This window comes from Citrobacter sp. CK191 (genome assembly GCF_030333435.1).
In the GTDB taxonomy this organism is placed as follows: Bacteria; Pseudomonadota; Gammaproteobacteria; order Enterobacterales; family Enterobacteriaceae; genus Citrobacter_B; species Citrobacter_B koseri.
In genome coordinates, this window is the sequence record NZ_JAOWFX010000029.1 from 154,262 (window position 1) to 170,543 (window position 16,282).

General features: G+C 58.0%; 16 protein-coding genes. 15 read left to right on the top strand and 1 reads right to left on the bottom strand.

Annotated elements, in window-relative coordinates; genetic code table 11:
• Window positions 1-9 precede the first annotated feature (9 nt).
• Complete coding sequence (gene tal / locus OGV82_RS09160) at window positions 10-960, bottom strand: transaldolase (RefSeq protein ID WP_047462108.1); 951 nt, start codon at window positions 958-960, stop codon at window positions 10-12.
• 278 nt (window positions 961-1,238) lie between these two features.
• Here tal and maeB point away from each other — a divergent pair, with 278 nt between their 5' ends.
• The 15 genes from maeB to eutC all read left to right on the top strand — a co-directional run bounded on the left by maeB (window position 1,239) and on the right by eutC (window position 16,279).
• Complete coding sequence (maeB, locus tag OGV82_RS09165; RefSeq protein ID WP_012131325.1) at window positions 1,239-3,518, top strand: NADP-dependent oxaloacetate-decarboxylating malate dehydrogenase; 2,280 nt, start codon at window positions 1,239-1,241, stop codon at window positions 3,516-3,518.
• 160 nt (window positions 3,519-3,678) lie between these two features.
• Window positions 3,679-4,014 carry an ethanolamine utilization microcompartment protein EutS gene (eutS, locus tag OGV82_RS09170; protein WP_047462111.1) on the top strand — a complete coding sequence of 112 codons (336 nt, stop codon included), beginning with the start codon at window positions 3,679-3,681 and terminating at the stop codon, window positions 4,012-4,014.
• Window positions 4,015-4,027: 13 nt separating this feature from the next.
• On the top strand, window positions 4,028-4,507 hold the full coding sequence (eutP, locus tag OGV82_RS09175; protein WP_012131327.1) for an ethanolamine utilization acetate kinase EutP: 480 nt from the start codon (window positions 4,028-4,030) through the stop codon (window positions 4,505-4,507).
• Window positions 4,485-5,174, top strand: coding sequence for an ethanolamine utilization acetate kinase EutQ (gene eutQ, locus OGV82_RS09180; RefSeq protein ID WP_012131328.1), 690 nt, complete (start codon window positions 4,485-4,487; stop codon window positions 5,172-5,174). The genes eutP and eutQ overlap by 23 nt, the downstream gene beginning before the upstream one ends.
• A gap of 9 nt (window positions 5,175-5,183) precedes the next feature.
• Window positions 5,184-5,987: an ethanolamine utilization cob(I)yrinic acid a,c-diamide adenosyltransferase EutT gene (gene eutT / locus OGV82_RS09185; RefSeq protein WP_012131329.1), complete on the top strand. Its 804-nt coding sequence runs from the start codon at window positions 5,184-5,186 to the stop codon at window positions 5,985-5,987.
• Window positions 5,984-7,000 carry a phosphate acetyltransferase gene (pta, locus tag OGV82_RS09190; RefSeq protein ID WP_047462114.1) on the top strand — a complete coding sequence of 339 codons (1,017 nt, stop codon included), beginning with the start codon at window positions 5,984-5,986 and terminating at the stop codon, window positions 6,998-7,000. Before eutT ends, pta begins: the two co-directional genes overlap by 4 nt.
• Before the next feature lie 39 nt (window positions 7,001-7,039).
• Window positions 7,040-7,330, top strand: a complete 291-nt coding sequence (eutM, locus tag OGV82_RS09195; protein ID WP_000387720.1) for an ethanolamine utilization microcompartment protein EutM — start codon at window positions 7,040-7,042, stop codon at window positions 7,328-7,330.
• A 144-nt stretch (window positions 7,331-7,474) separates the two neighbouring features.
• Window positions 7,475-7,762: an ethanolamine utilization microcompartment protein EutN gene (gene eutN, locus OGV82_RS09200; protein ID WP_024130131.1), complete on the top strand. Its 288-nt coding sequence runs from the start codon at window positions 7,475-7,477 to the stop codon at window positions 7,760-7,762.
• 11 nt (window positions 7,763-7,773) lie between these two features.
• Window positions 7,774-9,177 (top strand): aldehyde dehydrogenase family protein, encoded by a 1,404-nt coding sequence (locus OGV82_RS09205; RefSeq protein WP_047462117.1) that lies wholly within the window; start codon window positions 7,774-7,776, stop codon window positions 9,175-9,177.
• 36 nt (window positions 9,178-9,213) lie between these two features.
• Window positions 9,214-10,053 carry an ethanolamine utilization protein EutJ gene (gene eutJ, locus OGV82_RS09210; RefSeq protein WP_012131333.1) on the top strand — a complete coding sequence of 280 codons (840 nt, stop codon included), beginning with the start codon at window positions 9,214-9,216 and terminating at the stop codon, window positions 10,051-10,053.
• Window positions 10,043-11,230, top strand: a complete 1,188-nt coding sequence (eutG, locus tag OGV82_RS09215; protein ID WP_012131334.1) for an ethanolamine utilization ethanol dehydrogenase EutG — start codon at window positions 10,043-10,045, stop codon at window positions 11,228-11,230. Before eutJ ends, eutG begins: the two co-directional genes overlap by 11 nt.
• Window positions 11,231-11,353: 123 nt before the next feature.
• A complete protein-coding gene (eutH, locus tag OGV82_RS09220; RefSeq protein WP_047462122.1) occupies window positions 11,354-12,580 on the top strand; it encodes an ethanolamine utilization protein EutH in 1,227 nt (408 codons plus the stop codon).
• Window positions 12,577-13,980 carry an ethanolamine ammonia-lyase reactivating factor EutA gene (gene eutA / locus OGV82_RS09225; protein ID WP_058667854.1) on the top strand — a complete coding sequence of 468 codons (1,404 nt, stop codon included), beginning with the start codon at window positions 12,577-12,579 and terminating at the stop codon, window positions 13,978-13,980. The genes eutH and eutA overlap by 4 nt, the downstream gene beginning before the upstream one ends.
• 11 nt (window positions 13,981-13,991) lie before the next feature.
• The gene (gene eutB, locus OGV82_RS09230; protein ID WP_012131337.1) at window positions 13,992-15,353 is read left to right on the top strand and encodes an ethanolamine ammonia-lyase subunit alpha; all 1,362 of its coding nucleotides are present in this window, start codon (window positions 13,992-13,994) and stop codon (window positions 15,351-15,353) included.
• Between the two features lie 20 nt (window positions 15,354-15,373).
• Window positions 15,374-16,279 carry an ethanolamine ammonia-lyase subunit EutC gene (gene eutC / locus OGV82_RS09235; RefSeq protein ID WP_012131338.1) on the top strand — a complete coding sequence of 302 codons (906 nt, stop codon included), beginning with the start codon at window positions 15,374-15,376 and terminating at the stop codon, window positions 16,277-16,279.
• Window positions 16,280-16,282 lie beyond the last annotated feature (3 nt).

The following is a 16,282-nucleotide window of genomic DNA, read 5'->3' on the forward strand; positions in this document are numbered from 1 at the left end:
TGGCAAGGTTTACAGTTTGGCGGCGAGCAGGTCTTCCAGTTTGCGTTGGTCAACGGCGAACAGGCGGATACCTTCCGACAGTTTCTCAACGGCCATCGCGTCCTGATTATGTTCCCAGCGGAATTCCGCTTCGGTCATCGGGGTCGGGCGATGGAACGTCTGCGATGACGGCACCAGTTTGCGGATCACCAGCTCTTCTTTTTCTTGTAGCGCTTTCAGTAGGTTGGGAGAAATGGTCAGGCGGTCGCAGCCTGTCAGCGCCAGGATTTGCTCGGTGCGACGGAAACTGGCCCCCATGACGATGGTTTCGTAGCGGTGACGTTTGAAGTAGTCATAGATATTACGTACCGATTTCACCCCCGGATCTTCTTCCACGACGTAGGGGTCCATCGGGCTGTGCGCCTGATACCAGTCATAGATACGCCCGACAAACGGCGAAACCAGAAAAACGCCCGCTTCCGCGCAGGCGCGCGCCTGTGCAAAAGAGAACAGCAGCGTCAGGTTACAGTTGATGCCTTCTTTCTCCAGCTCTTCCGCCGCCCGTATCCCTTCCCAGGTTGACGCGAGCTTAATTAAAATGCGCGATTTTTCCACGCCCTGCTGCTGGTAGAGGTCAACCAGGTGGCGGGCCTTCTGCATACTTTTTTCTTTATCGAAGGATAAGCGCGCGTCCACTTCCGTAGAGACCCGTCCGGGGACGATTTTCAGAATTTCCGCACCGAAATTGACGGCCAGTTTATCGCTGGCCTCGGCGACCTGTTGCTCCTGGGTTTTACCGCGTTTCTTGCCCCAGGCGATCGCGTCATCAATCAAATGGCTGTATTGCGCAAGGCCAGCCGCTTTTAGCAGCAGCGAGGGATTGGTGGTGGCGTCCTGAGGCTGATAATGGCGAATGGATTCGATATCGCCGCTGTCTGCCACGACAGTGGTGAATTGTTTGATGCCGTCTAACTGGTTCATAGGAAATACTCCTTGAAAAGTAAAGCGTTAGGTGAGTGCGTTGATTCACACTTCTGAGAAATTCATGCAGTACACAACAAAAAAGCATAGCAGACAGGCATGGTAATGCGGGTTTAAGCGGGTAACATGGATGCTATAAATTGATAACAAATTCTTTCTTTGAGTAGTGAGAGTATGGCTACCTTCAAAGTTTATGCCGCGCAGGGAGGTGATAATGTGCGGCGCACCAGAGGTTACCCGCGCCACTTTTTTGATCGATACGTGAAAGGAACAACAAGATGGATGACCAATTAAAACAAAGCGCCCTCGATTTCCACGAATTTCCCGTTCCAGGTAAAATCCAGGTTTCCCCGACCAAGCCCCTTGCCACACAGCGCGATCTGGCGCTGGCCTATTCGCCAGGCGTAGCGGCGCCGTGTCTTGAAATTGAAAAAGACCCGCTGGCGGCTTACAAATACACCGCTCGCGGCAACCTGGTCGCGGTGGTCTCTAACGGAACGGCGGTGCTCGGCCTGGGCAACATCGGCGCGCTGGCCGGTAAACCGGTAATGGAAGGTAAGGGCGTTCTGTTTAAGAAATTCGCGGGCATCGACGTGTTTGATATTGAAGTCGATGAACATAACCCGGATAAATTCATTGATGTCGTTGCCGCGCTGGAGCCGACGTTCGGCGGGATTAACCTCGAAGATATTAAAGCGCCTGAATGTTTCTATATCGAGCAGAAACTGCGTGAGCGCATGAATATTCCGGTATTCCATGATGACCAGCACGGAACGGCGATTATCAGCACCGCCGCGATTCTTAACGGCCTGCGCGTGGTGGAAAAAAATATCTCTGACGTGCGGATGGTGGTTTCCGGTGCAGGGGCGGCGGCAATCGCCTGTATGAACCTGCTGGTGGCGTTGGGGATGCAGAAACACAATATCGTGGTCTGTGACTCGAAAGGCGTTATCTATAAAGATCGCGAACCCAACATGGTGGAGACCAAAGCGGCCTATGCGGTGGTGGATGACGGCAAACGCACGCTGGATGATGTGATCGACGGGGCGGACATTTTCCTGGGCTGTTCCGGCCCGAAAGTGCTGACCCAGGAGATGGTGAAAAAAATGGCGCGTGCGCCGATGATCCTGGCGCTGGCGAACCCGGAGCCGGAAATTCTGCCGCCGTTGGCGAAAGAGGTGCGTTCAGACGCCATCATCTGTACCGGACGTTCTGACTATCCGAACCAGGTCAACAACGTGCTCTGCTTCCCGTTCATCTTCCGTGGCGCGCTGGATGTCGGCGCAACCGCGATCAACGAAGAGATGAAACTGGCGGCGGTACACGCCATTGCCGAACTGGCGCACGCCGAACAAAGTGAAGTGGTCGCTTCCGCCTATGGCGATCAGGACTTGAGCTTCGGCCCGGAATATATCATTCCAAAACCGTTCGACCCGCGCCTGATTGTGAAGATTGCGCCTGCCGTGGCGAAAGCGGCGATGGACTCCGGCGTGGCGACGCGGCCGATCGCTGATTTCGATGCCTACATCGATAAGCTGACCGAATTTGTCTACAAAACCAACCTGTTCATGAAGCCAATCTTCTCTCTGGCCCGTAAAGCGCCGAAGCGCGTGGTGCTGGCGGAAGGGGAAGAGGCGCGTGTCCTGCATGCGACGCAGGAGTTGATTACGTTAGGTCTGGCGAAACCGATCCTGATTGGTCGCCCGAGCGTGATCGAAATGCGCATTCAGAAGCTGGGGCTACAGATCAAATCGGGTGTGGATTTTGAGATCGTCAACAATGAATCCGATCCGCGCTTCAAAGAGTACTGGGGTGAATACTATAAGATCATGAAACGCCGTGGCGTGACGCAGGAACAGGCGCAGCGGGCGGTGATCAGCAATACCACGGTGATTGGCGCGATCATGGTTCTGCGCGGTGAAGCGGATGCGATGATCTGCGGCACCATCGGCGAATACCACGAACACTTCAGCGTGGTGCAGGAACTGTTTGGCTACCGTGAGGGCGTCCACGCAGCAGGGGCGATGAACGCCTTGCTGTTGCCGAGCGGCAACACCTTTATCGCCGACACCTATGTCAATGACGACCCGACGCCGGAGCAACTGGCGGAAATTACGTTAATGGCTGCGGAAACGGTGCGCCGCTTTGGTATTGAGCCGAAGGTGGCGCTGTTGTCGCACTCCAACTTTGGTTCGTCTAAGTCGGTCGCTGCTTGCAAAATGCGTCAGACGCTGGAGTTAGTACGCGAACGCGCGCCTGAGCTGATGATCGACGGCGAAATGCACGGTGATGCCGCGCTGGTCGAAAGCATTCGCAACGACAGAATGCCGGACAGCCCGCTGAAAGGAGCGGCGAATATTTTAATTATGCCTAACGTGGAGGCCGCGCGTATTAGTTACAACTTACTGCGTGTCTCCAGCTCGGAAGGCGTGACGGTAGGGCCGGTATTGATGGGCGTTGCCAAACCGGTGCATGTATTAACGCCGATCGCTTCTGTTCGCCGTATCGTTAATATGGTGGCGCTGGCGGTGGTCGAAGCGCAAACACAACCACTGTAATTTCACTTTAATTCATTCCGGCGCGGGGTTCCCCGCGCTTTTTTTATTTCCTCCTTTCTTAGTGATCTACTTCACCTTTTAAATCTGCTTGCCGAATTTTGTTATTTACTCTGACAAAAAATTGCCACGATGAGGTCAGTTTCAGCGGAGGCGGTGAGCAATGGATAAAGAACGCATTATTCAGGAATTTGTGCCGGGGAAACAGGTCACGCTGGCGCATCTGATTGCCCACCCGGGTGAAGAACTGGCGAAAAAGATCGGCGTTCCCGAAGCGGGCGCCATCGGCATCATGACGCTAACGCCAGGGGAAACGGCGATGATCGCGGGCGATTTAGCCATGAAAGCCGCCGATGTTCATATCGGTTTTCTCGATAGATTCAGCGGCGCGCTGGTGATTTATGGCTCCGTTGGCGCCGTCGAAGAAGCCTTATTGCAAACGGTCAACGGGCTGGGACGCTTATTAAATTTCACGTTGTGCGAATTAACAAAAAGTTAATTGGGGGGCGGCAATGAAACGTATTGCGTTTGTCGGCACCGTTGGCGCGGGGAAAACAACGCTTTTTAACGCCTTGCAGGGAAATTATTCCCTCGCCCGAAAAACACAAGCCGTGGAATTTAATGACAACGGCGATATCGATACGCCGGGAGAATATTTTAGCCATCCTCGCTGGTATCACGCCTTAATTACCACGCTACAGGATGTGGATACGCTGATTTATGTACATGCGGCAAATGACCGCGAAAGTCGCTTACCCGCCGGGTTATTGGATATTGGCGCCAGTAAACGACACATCGCCGTCATCAGCAAAACGGACATGCCGGATGCCGACGTCGCCGCCGCGCGACAGCTACTGAGCGGGCTGGGATTTCAGGAGCCGATTTTCGAGCTCAACAGCCATGACCCGCAAAGTGTGCAGCACCTGGTGGATTATCTGGCAGCACTCACCGAACAGGAGGAAGGCGCAGGTGAAGAAACTCATCACAGCTAACGATATTCGTGCGGCTCACGCACGCGGCGAACAGGAAATGTCGGTTGTTCTGCGCGCCAGCATCATTACCCCGGAAGCCCGCGAAGTTGCGGAACTGCTGGACTTCACGATCGTGGAATGCGACGAATCGGCACCGGCTGTCGCGCCGGTGGAAGACGCGAAAACCGAAAGTCAGCGCATTCGTGAAACCATCATCGCACAACTGCCGGAAGGGCAGTTTACCGAAAGCCTGGTCGCGCAGCTGATGGACAAAGTGATGAAGGAAAAACAGTCGCTGGAGCAGGCTGACATGCAGCCGGGCTTTAAGTCGGTCACCGGCAAGGGCGGCGTAAAAGTGATCGACGGCAGCAGCGTGAAGTTTGGTCGCTTCGACGGCGCGCAGCCCCACTGCGTCGGCTTAACGGATTTGGTCACCGACAAGGACGGCAGCAGCATGGCCGCCGGGTTCATGCAGTGGGATAACGCGTTTTTCCCGTGGACGCTGAACTACGACGAGATCGATATGGTACTGGAGGGCGAACTGCATGTGCGTCATGAAGGCGAAACCATGATCGCGAAAGCCGGGGACGTGATGTTTATCCCGAAAGGCTCCAGCATTGAGTTTGGCACACCGTCGACCGTGCGCTTCTTGTACGTTGCCTGGCCTGCGAACTGGCAGTCCTGCTAAGGCGGATGTATGAAGGATTTCATTACCGAAGCATGGCTCAGAGCGAATCATACGCTTAGCGAAGGGGCGGAGATCCATCTTCCCGCTGACGCTCGCCTGACGCCATCTGCCCGGGAATTGCTGGAAAGCCGCCATTTGCGCATCAAGTTTCTGGATGAGCAAGGCCGTCTTTTTGTCGATGACGATGAGCAGCAATTACAGCCGGTGCACGGTTTGACCAGCAGCGATACGCACCCTAAGGCGTGCTGCGAACTGTGTCGCCAGCCGGTGGCGAAAAAGCCCGATACGCTGACCCACCTGACCGCCGACAAAATGGTTGCGAAAAGCGATCCGCGCCTGGGATTTCGCGCCGCGCTGGACAGCACCATCGCGCTGGTGGTGTGGCTGCAAATTGAGTTACCGGAGCAGTGGCAGCCCTGGCTTGCCGACATTCGTTCCCGCCTGGGCAACATCATGCGTGCCGATGCGATGGATGAACCGCTGGCCGCGCAGGCCATTGTGGGGCTAAACGAAGACGAATTGCATCGTCTGTCCCATCAGCCGCTGCGCTATCTCGATCACGATCATCTGGTGCCGGAAGCCAGCCACGGCCGCGATGCCGCGCTGCTGAATTTGCTGCGTACCAAAGTGCGTGAGACGGAAGTCGTGGCCGCTCAGGTCTTTATCACCCGCAATTTTGACGTGCTGCGCCCGGATCTTCTACAGGCGTTGAACCGCCTCTCCAGTACGGTCTACGTGATGATGATTTTGTGCGTGACGAAGCATCCGCTCACCGTCAGCCAGATTCAACAGCGACTGGGAGGGGAGCAATGATCATTGAACGTTGCCGCGAACAGGCCTTACGCGCGCCCGCCAGGGTGGTCTTCCCGGATGCGCTGGATGTCCGTGTCCTGAAGGCGGCGCACTATCTGCAACGGCATGGTCTGGCGCGACCGGTTCTTGTCACCAGCCCGTTTGCGCTACGCCAGTTTGCGCTCACTCACCGTATCGCGATGGATGGCATTCAGGTGATTGACCCACAGAGCAATCTGTCTATGCGCGAGGTGTTCGCCGGGCGCTGGCTGGCGCGGGCGGGAGAGAAAACACCGCCGGATGCGCTGGAAAAACTGAACGACCCGCTGATGTTCGCCGCCGCGATGGTGAGCGCAGGTCATGCCGATGTGTGCATTGCCGGCAACCTCTCTTCGACAGCGAACGTGCTACGGGCAGGGCTACGCCTGATCGGTTTGCAGCCGGGCAGCAAAACGCTGTCGTCGATCTTCCTGATGCTGCCGCAGTACACCGGGCAGGCGCTGGGATTCGCCGATTGCAGCGTGGTGCCGCAACCCACGGCGGCGCAACTGGCGGATATCGCCATCGCCAGCGCGCAGACCTGGCGAACCATTACTGGAGAGGAGCCTCGGGTCGCCATGCTGTCGTTCTCCAGTCATGGCAGCGCGCGTCACCCCAATGTCGCCAATGTGCAGCAGGCGACAGAGATCGTTCGCGAGCGCGCGCCGGATTTGATTGTTGACGGCGAGTTGCAGTTCGACGCCGCTTTTGTCCCGGACGTCGCCGCGCAAAAAGCGCCCGCCAGTCCGTTACAGGGCAAAGCCAATGTGATGGTCTTTCCGTCACTGGAAGCGGGCAACATTGGCTACAAAATCGCCCAGCGTCTGGGAGGATATCGCGCCGTTGGGCCGCTGATTCAGGGGCTTGCCGCACCGCTTCACGATCTCTCCCGAGGCTGTAGCGTACAGGAAATTATCGAACTGGCGTTGGTGGCAGCAGTGCCGCGCCAGACTGACGTGAGTCGTGAACTCGACTCGCAAACACTGGTTGTATAAAGGTCCCGTCTGGACCCCCTTACCGAAGAGGAAAACACAATGGAAGCATTAGGAATGATTGAAACCCGGGGCCTGGTTGCACTGATTGAGGCCTCTGATGCGATGGTTAAAGCAGCACGCGTGAAACTGGTTGGCGTGAAGCAGATTGGCGGCGGTCTGGTCACCGCGATGGTGCGTGGCGATGTGGCAGCGTGCAAAGCCGCTACTGATGCCGGCGCCGCAGCGGCGCAGCGCATTGGCGAACTGGTTTCCGTACACGTCATTCCGCGCCCGCACGGCGATCTGGAAGAGGTGTTCCCGATCAGCTTCAAAGGTGACAGCAATATCTAAGCTGGATGGCTACGTCTGATCGTGTAGGCCGGAGAAGACGCAAACGCGTCGCCATCCGGCAATGAGATGGCATCGATGCCGGATGGCGCCTCGCTTATCCGGCCTACAGTTTCGGCACGCAACACACAACACATGGAGGCGGGTATGAAGCTGGCAGTCGTCACAGGACAAATTGTTTGTACGGTGCGCCATGAAGGACTCGCGCATGACAAATTGCTGATGGTGAAAATGATTGATGCCGAAGGGAATCCCGACGGGCAGTGCGCCGTTGCAATCGACAGCATTGGGGCGGGAACCGGGGAGTGGGTGCTGCTGGTTAGCGGCAGTTCTGCCCGCCAGGCGCATCGGAGCGAATCCTCACCTGTCGATCTGTGCGTGATTGGTATTGTCGATGAAGTGGTGGCTGGCGGGAAAGTCGTTTTCCATAAATAGGACTGAACATCATGAATCAACAGGATATTGAACAGGTGGTAAAAGCGGTATTGCTGAAAATGAAAGACAGCAGTCAACCTGCCGCCGCCGTTCATGAAATGGGCGTCTTTGCCTCCCTGGATGACGCCGTTGCCGCAGCGAAAGTGGCTCAGCAGGGGCTGAAGAGCGTGGCCATGCGCCAGCTCGCTATTCATGCGATACGTGAAGCGGGTGAAAAGCACGCCAGAGAACTGGCGGAACTTGCCGTGTCAGAAACCGGCATGGGACGCGTCGAAGATAAATTAGCGAAAAACGTGGCGCAGGCGCGCGGTACGCCGGGCGTGGAATGCCTCTCGCCGCAGGTACTGACCGGCGATAACGGTCTGACCTTAATTGAAAATGCGCCGTGGGGGGTTGTGGCGTCGGTCACGCCGTCCACCAATCCGGCGGCAACCGTGATTAACAATGCCATCAGCCTGATTGCCGCAGGCAACAGCGTGATCTTTGCGCCGCATCCGGCGGCGAAAAAGGTTTCTCAGCGCGCCATTACGCTGCTTAACCAGGCGGTTGTTGCCGCAGGCGGCCCGGCTAACCTGCTGGTGACCGTTGCGAACCCAGATATCGAAACCGCCCAGCGCCTCTTTAAATATCCCGGTATCGGTCTGCTGGTGGTGACCGGCGGTGAAGCGGTCGTCGAGGCCGCGCGTAAACACACCAACAAACGTCTGATTGCCGCAGGTGCCGGGAACCCGCCGGTGGTGGTGGATGAAACCGCTGACCTGGCGCGTGCCGCGCAGTCCATCGTCAAAGGCGCATCCTTCGATAACAACATCATTTGCGCCGACGAGAAGGTGCTGATTGTTGTCGATAGCGTTGCCGATGAACTGATGCGCCTGATGGAAGGGCAGCATGCGGTGAAACTCACCGCCGCACAGGCCGAACAGCTTCAGCCGGTATTGCTGAAAAATATCGACGAGCGTGGCAAAGGAACGGTCAGCCGCGACTGGGTTGGGCGTGACGCCGCCAAAATCGCCGCCGCGATTGGGCTGACGGTGCCGGAGCAAACGCGCTTGCTGTTTGTGGAAACGCCTGCCACGCACCCGTTCGCGGTCACGGAACTGATGATGCCGGTACTGCCGGTGGTGCGGGTTGCCAACGTAGAAGAGGCCATTGAACTGGCAGTCACGCTGGAAGGCGGTTGCCACCATACGGCGGCGATGCACTCGCGCAACATCGACAACATGAACCGGATGGCAAACGCCATTGATACCAGCATCTTCGTCAAGAACGGGCCGTGCATCGCCGGGCTTGGTCTGGGCGGCGAAGGCTGGACCACCATGACCATTACTACGCCAACCGGGGAAGGGGTGACCAGCGCGCGCACCTTCGTGCGCCTGCGTCGCTGCGTGTTGGTGGATGCGTTTCGCATCGTCTGATATCGGCCCCGCAGACTGTCTATAAGGAGAAAAGAGATGGCGCACGATGAACAACGTTGGCTGACGCCGAGACTCCAGAAAGCCGCTGAGCTATGTAATCAGCATCCCGTCGCCAGCGATTCGCCGCTGTGGCTGGGTATTGATTTAGGGACGTGCGATGTGGTGTCGATGGTTGTCGACCGCGACGCGCAGCCAGTCGCCGTTTGTCTGGACTGGGCTGACGTCGTGCGTGACGGCATCGTCTGGGACTTCTTCGGCGCCGTCACCATCGTGCGTCGCCATCTCGACACGCTCGAACGCCAGCTTGGCTGCCAGTTCACCCACGCGGCGACCTCATTTCCGCCAGGCACCGACCCGCGTATCTCCATCAATGTTCTGGAATCCGCCGGGCTGGAGGTCAGCCATGTGCTGGATGAGCCGACCGCCGTGGCGGATCTGCTGCGACTGGATAACGCGGGCGTGGTGGATATCGGCGGCGGTACGACGGGGATCGCCATTGTGAAGCAGGGCAAGGTGACTTACTCCGCTGATGAAGCGACCGGCGGACACCATATTTCCCTGACGCTGGCCGGAAACCGCCGCATCGAACTGGAAGACGCTGAGCAGTTCAAGCGCAGCAACGCCCGGGAGATTTGGCCGGTGGTAAAACCGGTATACGAAAAGATGGCGGAGATTGTTGCCCGGCATATCGAAGGGCAAGGTATAGCCGATCTGTGGCTGGCGGGCGGCTCCTGTATGCAGCCGGGCGTGGATGAACTATTCCGTAAACGCTTCCCGGAACTGCGGGTGCATTTACCTGAACACAGCCTGTTTATGACGCCGCTGGCGATTGCCAACAGCGGGAAAGAAAAAGCGGAGGGGATCTATGCAAAGTGAATTGCAGACCGCGCTCTTTCAGGCATTCGATACCCTGAATCTGCAACGGATAAAAACGTTCAGCGTTCCGCCCGTCACGCTGTGCGGCCTGGGGGCGCTCAGCGCCTGCGGGCAGGAAGCGCAAACGCGCGGGCTGACGCATCTGTTTGTCATGGTTGACAGTTTTCTGCATCAGGCAGGGATGACCGCCGGGCTTGAACGGAGTCTGGCGATGAAAGGCGTGGCAATGAGCATTTGGCCCTGCCCGGTGGGAGAACCTTCCATCACTGACGTTTGCGCGGCGGTCGCGCAGCTGCGCGAATCAAAATGTGACGGCGTGGTGGCGTTTGGCGGCGGCTCGGTGCTGGATGCGGCAAAAGCCGTAGCGCTGCTCTTTACCAACCCAGGGCAGACGCTGGCGGATATGACGGCGCAGAGCGTACTGCGCCCGCGTCTGCCGCTGATTGCCGTGCCGACGACGGCGGGGACGGGGTCGGAAACCACCAACGTGACGGTGATTATTGATGCGGTAAGCGGGCGCAAGCAGGTTCTGGCGCATGCCTCGCTGATGCCGGACGTCGCCATTCTGGATGCGGCGCTGACGGAAGGGGTGCCTTCTCACGTAACGGCGATGACCGGGATTGACGCGCTGACCCATGCGGTTGAGGCGTATAGCGCTCTGAATGCCACGCCGTTTACCGACAGCCTGGCGATTGGCGCTATTGCGATGATCGGCAAGTCTCTGCCGAAAGCGGTGGGGAACGGGCACGACATGGCGGCGCGGGAAAACATGCTGCTGGCGTCCTGCATGGCGGGGATGGCCTTTTCCAGCGCGGGGCTGGGGCTGTGTCATGCGATGGCGCACCAGCCGGGCGCGACGCTGCATATTCCGCATGGCCAGGCGAACAGTATGTTGCTGCCGACGGTGATGGGATTTAACCGCATGGTGTGTCGCGAACGGTTCAGCCATATCGGCCGGGCGTTACTCAACAAGAAAGCGGACGATCGCGACGCGATCGGCGCAGTTAGCGAACTGATTATTGAAACCGGGCTGACAAAACGCCTCGCCGATGTTGGCGCGACGTCCGCGCATTACAGCGCGTGGGCGCAAGGCGCGCTGGAAGATATTTGTATTCGCAGTAACCCACGAACCGCCACGCAGGAACAGATTATCGACCTGTACGCGGCGGCACAATAAAGCATACCAGGATGTAGGCCGGATAAGGCGTTCGCGCCGCCATCCGGCAAAAACGCGGCACTATTGCCTGATGGCGCTGCGCTTATCAGGCCTACGAAACACCTGGCAAATGGAGATAGGGCTATGGGAATTAATGAAATCATCATGTACATCATGATGTTCTTTATGCTGATTGCCGCCGTGGACAGGATCCTGTCGCAGTTTGGCGGTTCGGCGCGTTTTCTCGGTAAATTCGGTAAGAGCATCGAGGGGTCGGGCGGTCAGTTTGAAGAAGGTTTTATGGCGATGGGCGCGCTGGGGCTGGCGATGGTCGGTATGACCGCCCTGGCGCCGGTGCTGGCGAAGCTGCTCGGGCCGGTGATTATCCCGCTGTATGAAATGCTCGGCGCGAACCCGTCGATGTTCGCCGGAACGCTGCTGGCCTGCGATATGGGCGGCTTCTTCCTCGCCAAAGAACTGGCGGGCGGCGATGTGGCGGCATGGCTGTACTCCGGCCTGATCCTGGGTGCGATGATGGGGCCGACGATCGTCTTCTCCATTCCGGTGGCGCTCGGCATTATCGAGCCGTCTGACCGCCGCTACCTGGCGCTGGGCGTGCTGGCGGGGATTGTTACCATTCCCATTGGCTGTATCGCCGGTGGTTTAGTGGCGATGTACTCCGGCGTGGAGATCAACGGGCAACCGGTGGAGTTCACCTTCGCGCTGATCCTGATGAACATGATCCCGGTGATCATCGTCGCGGTGCTGGTTGCGCTGGGGCTGAAATTTATCCCGGAGAAAATGATCAGCGGTTTCCAGATCTTCGCTAAATTCCTGGTGGCGTTGATCACCATTGGTCTGGCGGCTGCGGTGATTAAATTCCTGCTGGGATGGGAGCTGATCCCAGGTCTTGACCCGATCTTCATGTCCCCTGGCGACCAGCCTGGCGAAGTGATGCGCGCCATTGAAGTGATCGGCTCTATCTCCTGCGTTCTGCTCGGCGCCTATCCGATGGTGCTTCTGCTGACCCGCTGGTTTGAAAAACCGCTGATGCGCGTTGGCGGCCTGTTAAAAATCAACAATATGGCGGCAGGCGGCATGGTCGCGACGCTGGCGAACAATATTCCGATGTTCGGCATGATGAAACAGATGGATACCCGCGGCAAAGTGATCAACTGCGCCTTCGCGGTCTCCGCTGCCTTTGCGCTGGGCGACCACTTAGGCTTTGCGGCCGCCAACATGAACGCGATGATCTTCCCGATGATTGTCGGCAAGCTGATCGGCGGCGTGACGGCGATTGGCGTGGCGATGATGCTGGTGCCCAAAGATGAAGACGTTCCGGCAGAAACGGAAGTGGAGGCGCAGTCGTGAACACTCGCCAGCTACTGAGCGTCGGTATCGATATCGGCACCACCACCACTCAGGTGATCTTCTCACGCCTTGAGCTGGTTAACCGTGCGGCAGTGTCGCAGGTGCCGCGCTACGAATTTATCAAACGTGAAATTAGCTGGCAAAGCCCGGTCTTTTTTACCCCTGTCGATAAGCAGGGCGGATTGAAAGAGGCCGAACTTAAGGCGCTGATTCTGGCTCAGTATCAGGCGGCGGGGATTGCGCCGGAGACGGTGGATTCCGGGGCGATCATCATTACCGGCGAAAGCGCGAAAACCCGCAATGCGCGTCCGGCAGTGATGGCGCTGTCGCAGTCTCTCGGCGATTTTGTCGTCGCCAGCGCCGGGCCGCATCTGGAATCGGTGATTGCCGGGCACGGCGCGGGGGCGCAGACCCTGTCTGAACAGCGCTTGTGTCGCGTGCTCAATATCGACATCGGCGGCGGCACCTCGAACTATGTTCTGTTTGACGCCGGAAAAGTGAGCGGCTCCGCCTGTCTGAACGTGGGCGGCAGATTGCTGGAAACGGACGGCCAGGGGCGGGTGGTGCATGCGCATAAACCGGGGCAGATGATCGTTGAGGCGGTGTTCGGCGCGGGCACTGACGCCCGCTCGCTCAATGCCACACAGCTGGCGCAGGTTGTGCGGCGGATGGCGGATTTGATTGTCGAAATCATTGACGGCGAGCCTTCGCCGCTGGCGCAGGCGCTGATGCAAACCGGATTATTGCCCGCAGGGGTGAAACCGGAAGTGATCACCCTTTCCGGCGGAGTCGGGGAGTGCTACCGCAATCAGCCTGCCGATCCGTTCTGCTTTTCTGATGTCGGCCCGCTGCTGGCGACGGCGCTGCATGAGCACCCGCGCCTGCGTGAGATGAACGTGCAGTTCCCGACGCAAACCGTGCGCGCCACGGTGATTGGCGCGGGGGCGCACACGCTGTCGCTGTCCGGCAGCACCATCTGGCTGGAGGGGGTGGCGCTTCCGCTGCGCAACCTGCCGGTGGCGATTCCACAAGATGAAAACGAACTGGTGGCCGCCTGGGAACAGGCGCTGACTCAGCTCGATCTCGACCCTGGCACTGACGCATACGTGCTGGCGCTTCCCGCCCGGCTTCCGGTGCGCTACGCGGTATTACTCACGGTCATCGACGCGCTGCTGGCGTTTACCGCGCGTTTTCCCAATCCGCATCCCCTGCTGGTGGTGGCCGAGCAGGACTTTGGCAAAGCCCTGGGCATGTTATTGCGCCCACAGTTACAGCAACACCCGCTGGCGGTCATTGACGAAGTGAGCGTCCGGGCGGGGGACTATATCGACATTGGTACGCCTCTTTTTGGCGGATCGGTTGTGCCGGTGACGGTGAAATCACTCGCATTTCCTTCCTGAGGGAACGACTTATGAAACTAAAGACCACATTGTTCGGCAATGTTTATCAGTTTAAGGATGTAAAAGAGGTGCTGGCAAAAGCCAACGAACTGCGTTCGGGGGATGTGCTGGCAGGTGTTGCGGCTGAAAGCTCACAGGAGCGTGTTGCCGCGAAACAGGTGTTGTCGGAAATGTCGGTGGCGGATATTCGCAACAACCCGGTGATTTCCTATGAAGAGGACTGCGTGACGCGTCTGATTCAGGACGACGTCAATGAAACGGCCTATAACCGCATTAAAAACTGGAGCATCAGTGAGCTGCGCGAATATGTGCTGAGTGATGAAACGTCCGTCGATGACATTGCGTTTACGCGTAAAGGGCTGACTTCGGAAGTGGTGGCGGCGGTCGCGAAGATCTGCTCCAACGCCGACCTGATCTACGGTGGTAAGAAGATGCCGGTGATCAAAAAGGCCAATACCACCATCGGTATTCCGGGCACCTTTAGCTGCCGTTTGCAGCCGAACGATACCCGTGACGATGTACAGAGTATCGCCGCGCAAATCTATGAAGGGCTTTCTTTCGGGGCGGGCGATGCGGTGATTGGCGTTAACCCGGTAACGGACGACGTGGAAAACTTAAGCCGCGTGCTGGATACCGTGTACGGGGTGATCGACAAGTTCAATATTCCGACGCAGGGCTGCGTGCTGGCGCACGTCACCACTCAGATTGAAGCCATTCGTCGCGGCGCGCCGGGCGGGCTGATTTTCCAGAGTATTTGCGGCAGCGAAAAAGGATTAAAAGAGTTCGGCGTGGAGCTGGCGATGCTGGATGAAGCGCGTGCGGTCGGCGCGGAGTTCAACCGTATCGCCGGGGAAAACTGCCTGTACTTTGAAACCGGGCAGGGGTCTGCGCTTTCGGCTGGAGCCAACTTCGGCGCCGACCAGGTGACGATGGAAGCGCGTAACTACGGCCTGGCGCGGCACTACGATCCGTTCCTGGTGAATACGGTGGTCGGTTTTATCGGGCCGGAGTATCTCTACAACGACCGGCAGATTATTCGCGCCGGTCTGGAAGATCACTTTATGGGTAAGCTGAGCGGCATCTCAATGGGCTGCGACTGCTGCTACACCAACCACGCCGACGCCGATCAGAACCTCAACGAAAACCTGATGATTCTGCTCGCTACCGCAGGCTGTAACTACATTATGGGCATGCCGCTCGGCGACGACATCATGCTCAACTACCAGACCACCGCATTCCACGATACCGCAACGGTACGTCAGTTACTCAACCTGCGTCCGTCGCCGGAGTTTGAGCGCTGGCTGGAAACGATGGGCATTATGGAAAACGGTCGCCTGACCAAGCGGGCGGGCGATCCGTCACTGTTCTTCTGATGACGCGGGGATGACATACGATGGATCAAAAACAGATTGAAGAAATTGTACGCAGTGTAATGGCGTCAATGGGCGAGTCGCAGCCGCAGGCCCCCGCAGAATCCGCGCCAGCCTGTAGCGCTAAACAATGTGCCGCACCTTCAGCGCCTTCAGCGGCGGAAAGCTGCGCGCTGGATTTAGGATCGGCTGAGGCGAAAGCCTGGGTAGGCGTGGAGAATCCGCATCGCGCGGATGTGTTGGCCGAACTGCGCCGCAGCACCGCTGCGCGCGTGTGTACCGGTCGCGCTGGCCCACGTCCGCGCACCCTGGCGCTGTTGCGCTTCCTGGCGGATCACTCTCGTTCGAAAGATACCGTCCTGAAAGAGGTGCCGGAAGAGTGGGTGAAAGCACAGGGGCTGCTGGAAGTGCGTTCAGAAATCAGCGATAAAAACCTCTACCTGACCCGCCCGGATATGGGGCGTCGTCTGAGCCAGGAGGCCATTGACGCGCTGAAAGCGCAGTGTGTCGCCAGCCCGGATGTCCAGGTGGTGATTTCCGATGGTTTATCGACGGATGCGATTACCGCCAACTATGAAGAGATCCTGCCGCCGCTGCTCTCTGGTCTGAAACAGGCGGGGCTGAAAGTCGGGACGCCGTTCTTTGTACGTTATGGCCGCGTGAAGATTGAAGATCAGATCGGCGAAATTCTTGGCGCGAAAGTGGTGATTCTGCTGGTGGGCGAGCGTCCTGGCTTAGGTCAGTCGGAAAGCCTCTCCTGCTATGCGGTTTACTCACCACGGGTGGCAACCACCGTTGAAGCGGATCGTACCTGTATTTCGAATATTCACCAGGGCGGCACGCCGCCAGTTGAAGCCGCAGCGGTAATTGTGGATTTGGCGAAACGTATGCTGGAGCAGAAAGCATCCGGCATCAATATGACCCGTTAAGGA

Bases quoted from the DNA above. Each gene is read 5' to 3' on its own strand.
- pta (WP_047462114.1), top strand. From the start codon at position 5,984: ATGATCATTGAACGTTGCCGCGAACAGGCCTTACGCGCGCCCGCCAGG.
- maeB (WP_012131325.1), top strand. From the start codon at position 1,239: ATGGATGACCAATTAAAACAAAGCGCCCTCGATTTCCACGAATTTCCC.
- eutP (WP_012131327.1), top strand. From the start codon at position 4,028: ATGAAACGTATTGCGTTTGTCGGCACCGTTGGCGCGGGGAAAACAACG.
- eutM (WP_000387720.1), top strand. From the start codon at position 7,040: ATGGAAGCATTAGGAATGATTGAAACCCGGGGCCTGGTTGCACTGATT.
- eutC (WP_012131338.1), top strand. From the start codon at position 15,374: ATGGATCAAAAACAGATTGAAGAAATTGTACGCAGTGTAATGGCGTCA.
- eutJ (WP_012131333.1), top strand. From the start codon at position 9,214: ATGGCGCACGATGAACAACGTTGGCTGACGCCGAGACTCCAGAAAGCC.
- OGV82_RS09205 (WP_047462117.1), top strand. From the start codon at position 7,774: ATGAATCAACAGGATATTGAACAGGTGGTAAAAGCGGTATTGCTGAAA.
- eutN (WP_024130131.1), top strand. From the start codon at position 7,475: ATGAAGCTGGCAGTCGTCACAGGACAAATTGTTTGTACGGTGCGCCAT.
- tal (WP_047462108.1), bottom strand. From the start codon at position 960: ATGAACCAGTTAGACGGCATCAAACAATTCACCACTGTCGTGGCAGAC.
- eutS (WP_047462111.1), top strand. From the start codon at position 3,679: ATGGATAAAGAACGCATTATTCAGGAATTTGTGCCGGGGAAACAGGTC.
- eutH (WP_047462122.1), top strand. From the start codon at position 11,354: ATGGGAATTAATGAAATCATCATGTACATCATGATGTTCTTTATGCTG.
- eutG (WP_012131334.1), top strand. From the start codon at position 10,043: ATGCAAAGTGAATTGCAGACCGCGCTCTTTCAGGCATTCGATACCCTG.
- eutB (WP_012131337.1), top strand. From the start codon at position 13,992: ATGAAACTAAAGACCACATTGTTCGGCAATGTTTATCAGTTTAAGGAT.
- eutT (WP_012131329.1), top strand. From the start codon at position 5,184: ATGAAGGATTTCATTACCGAAGCATGGCTCAGAGCGAATCATACGCTT.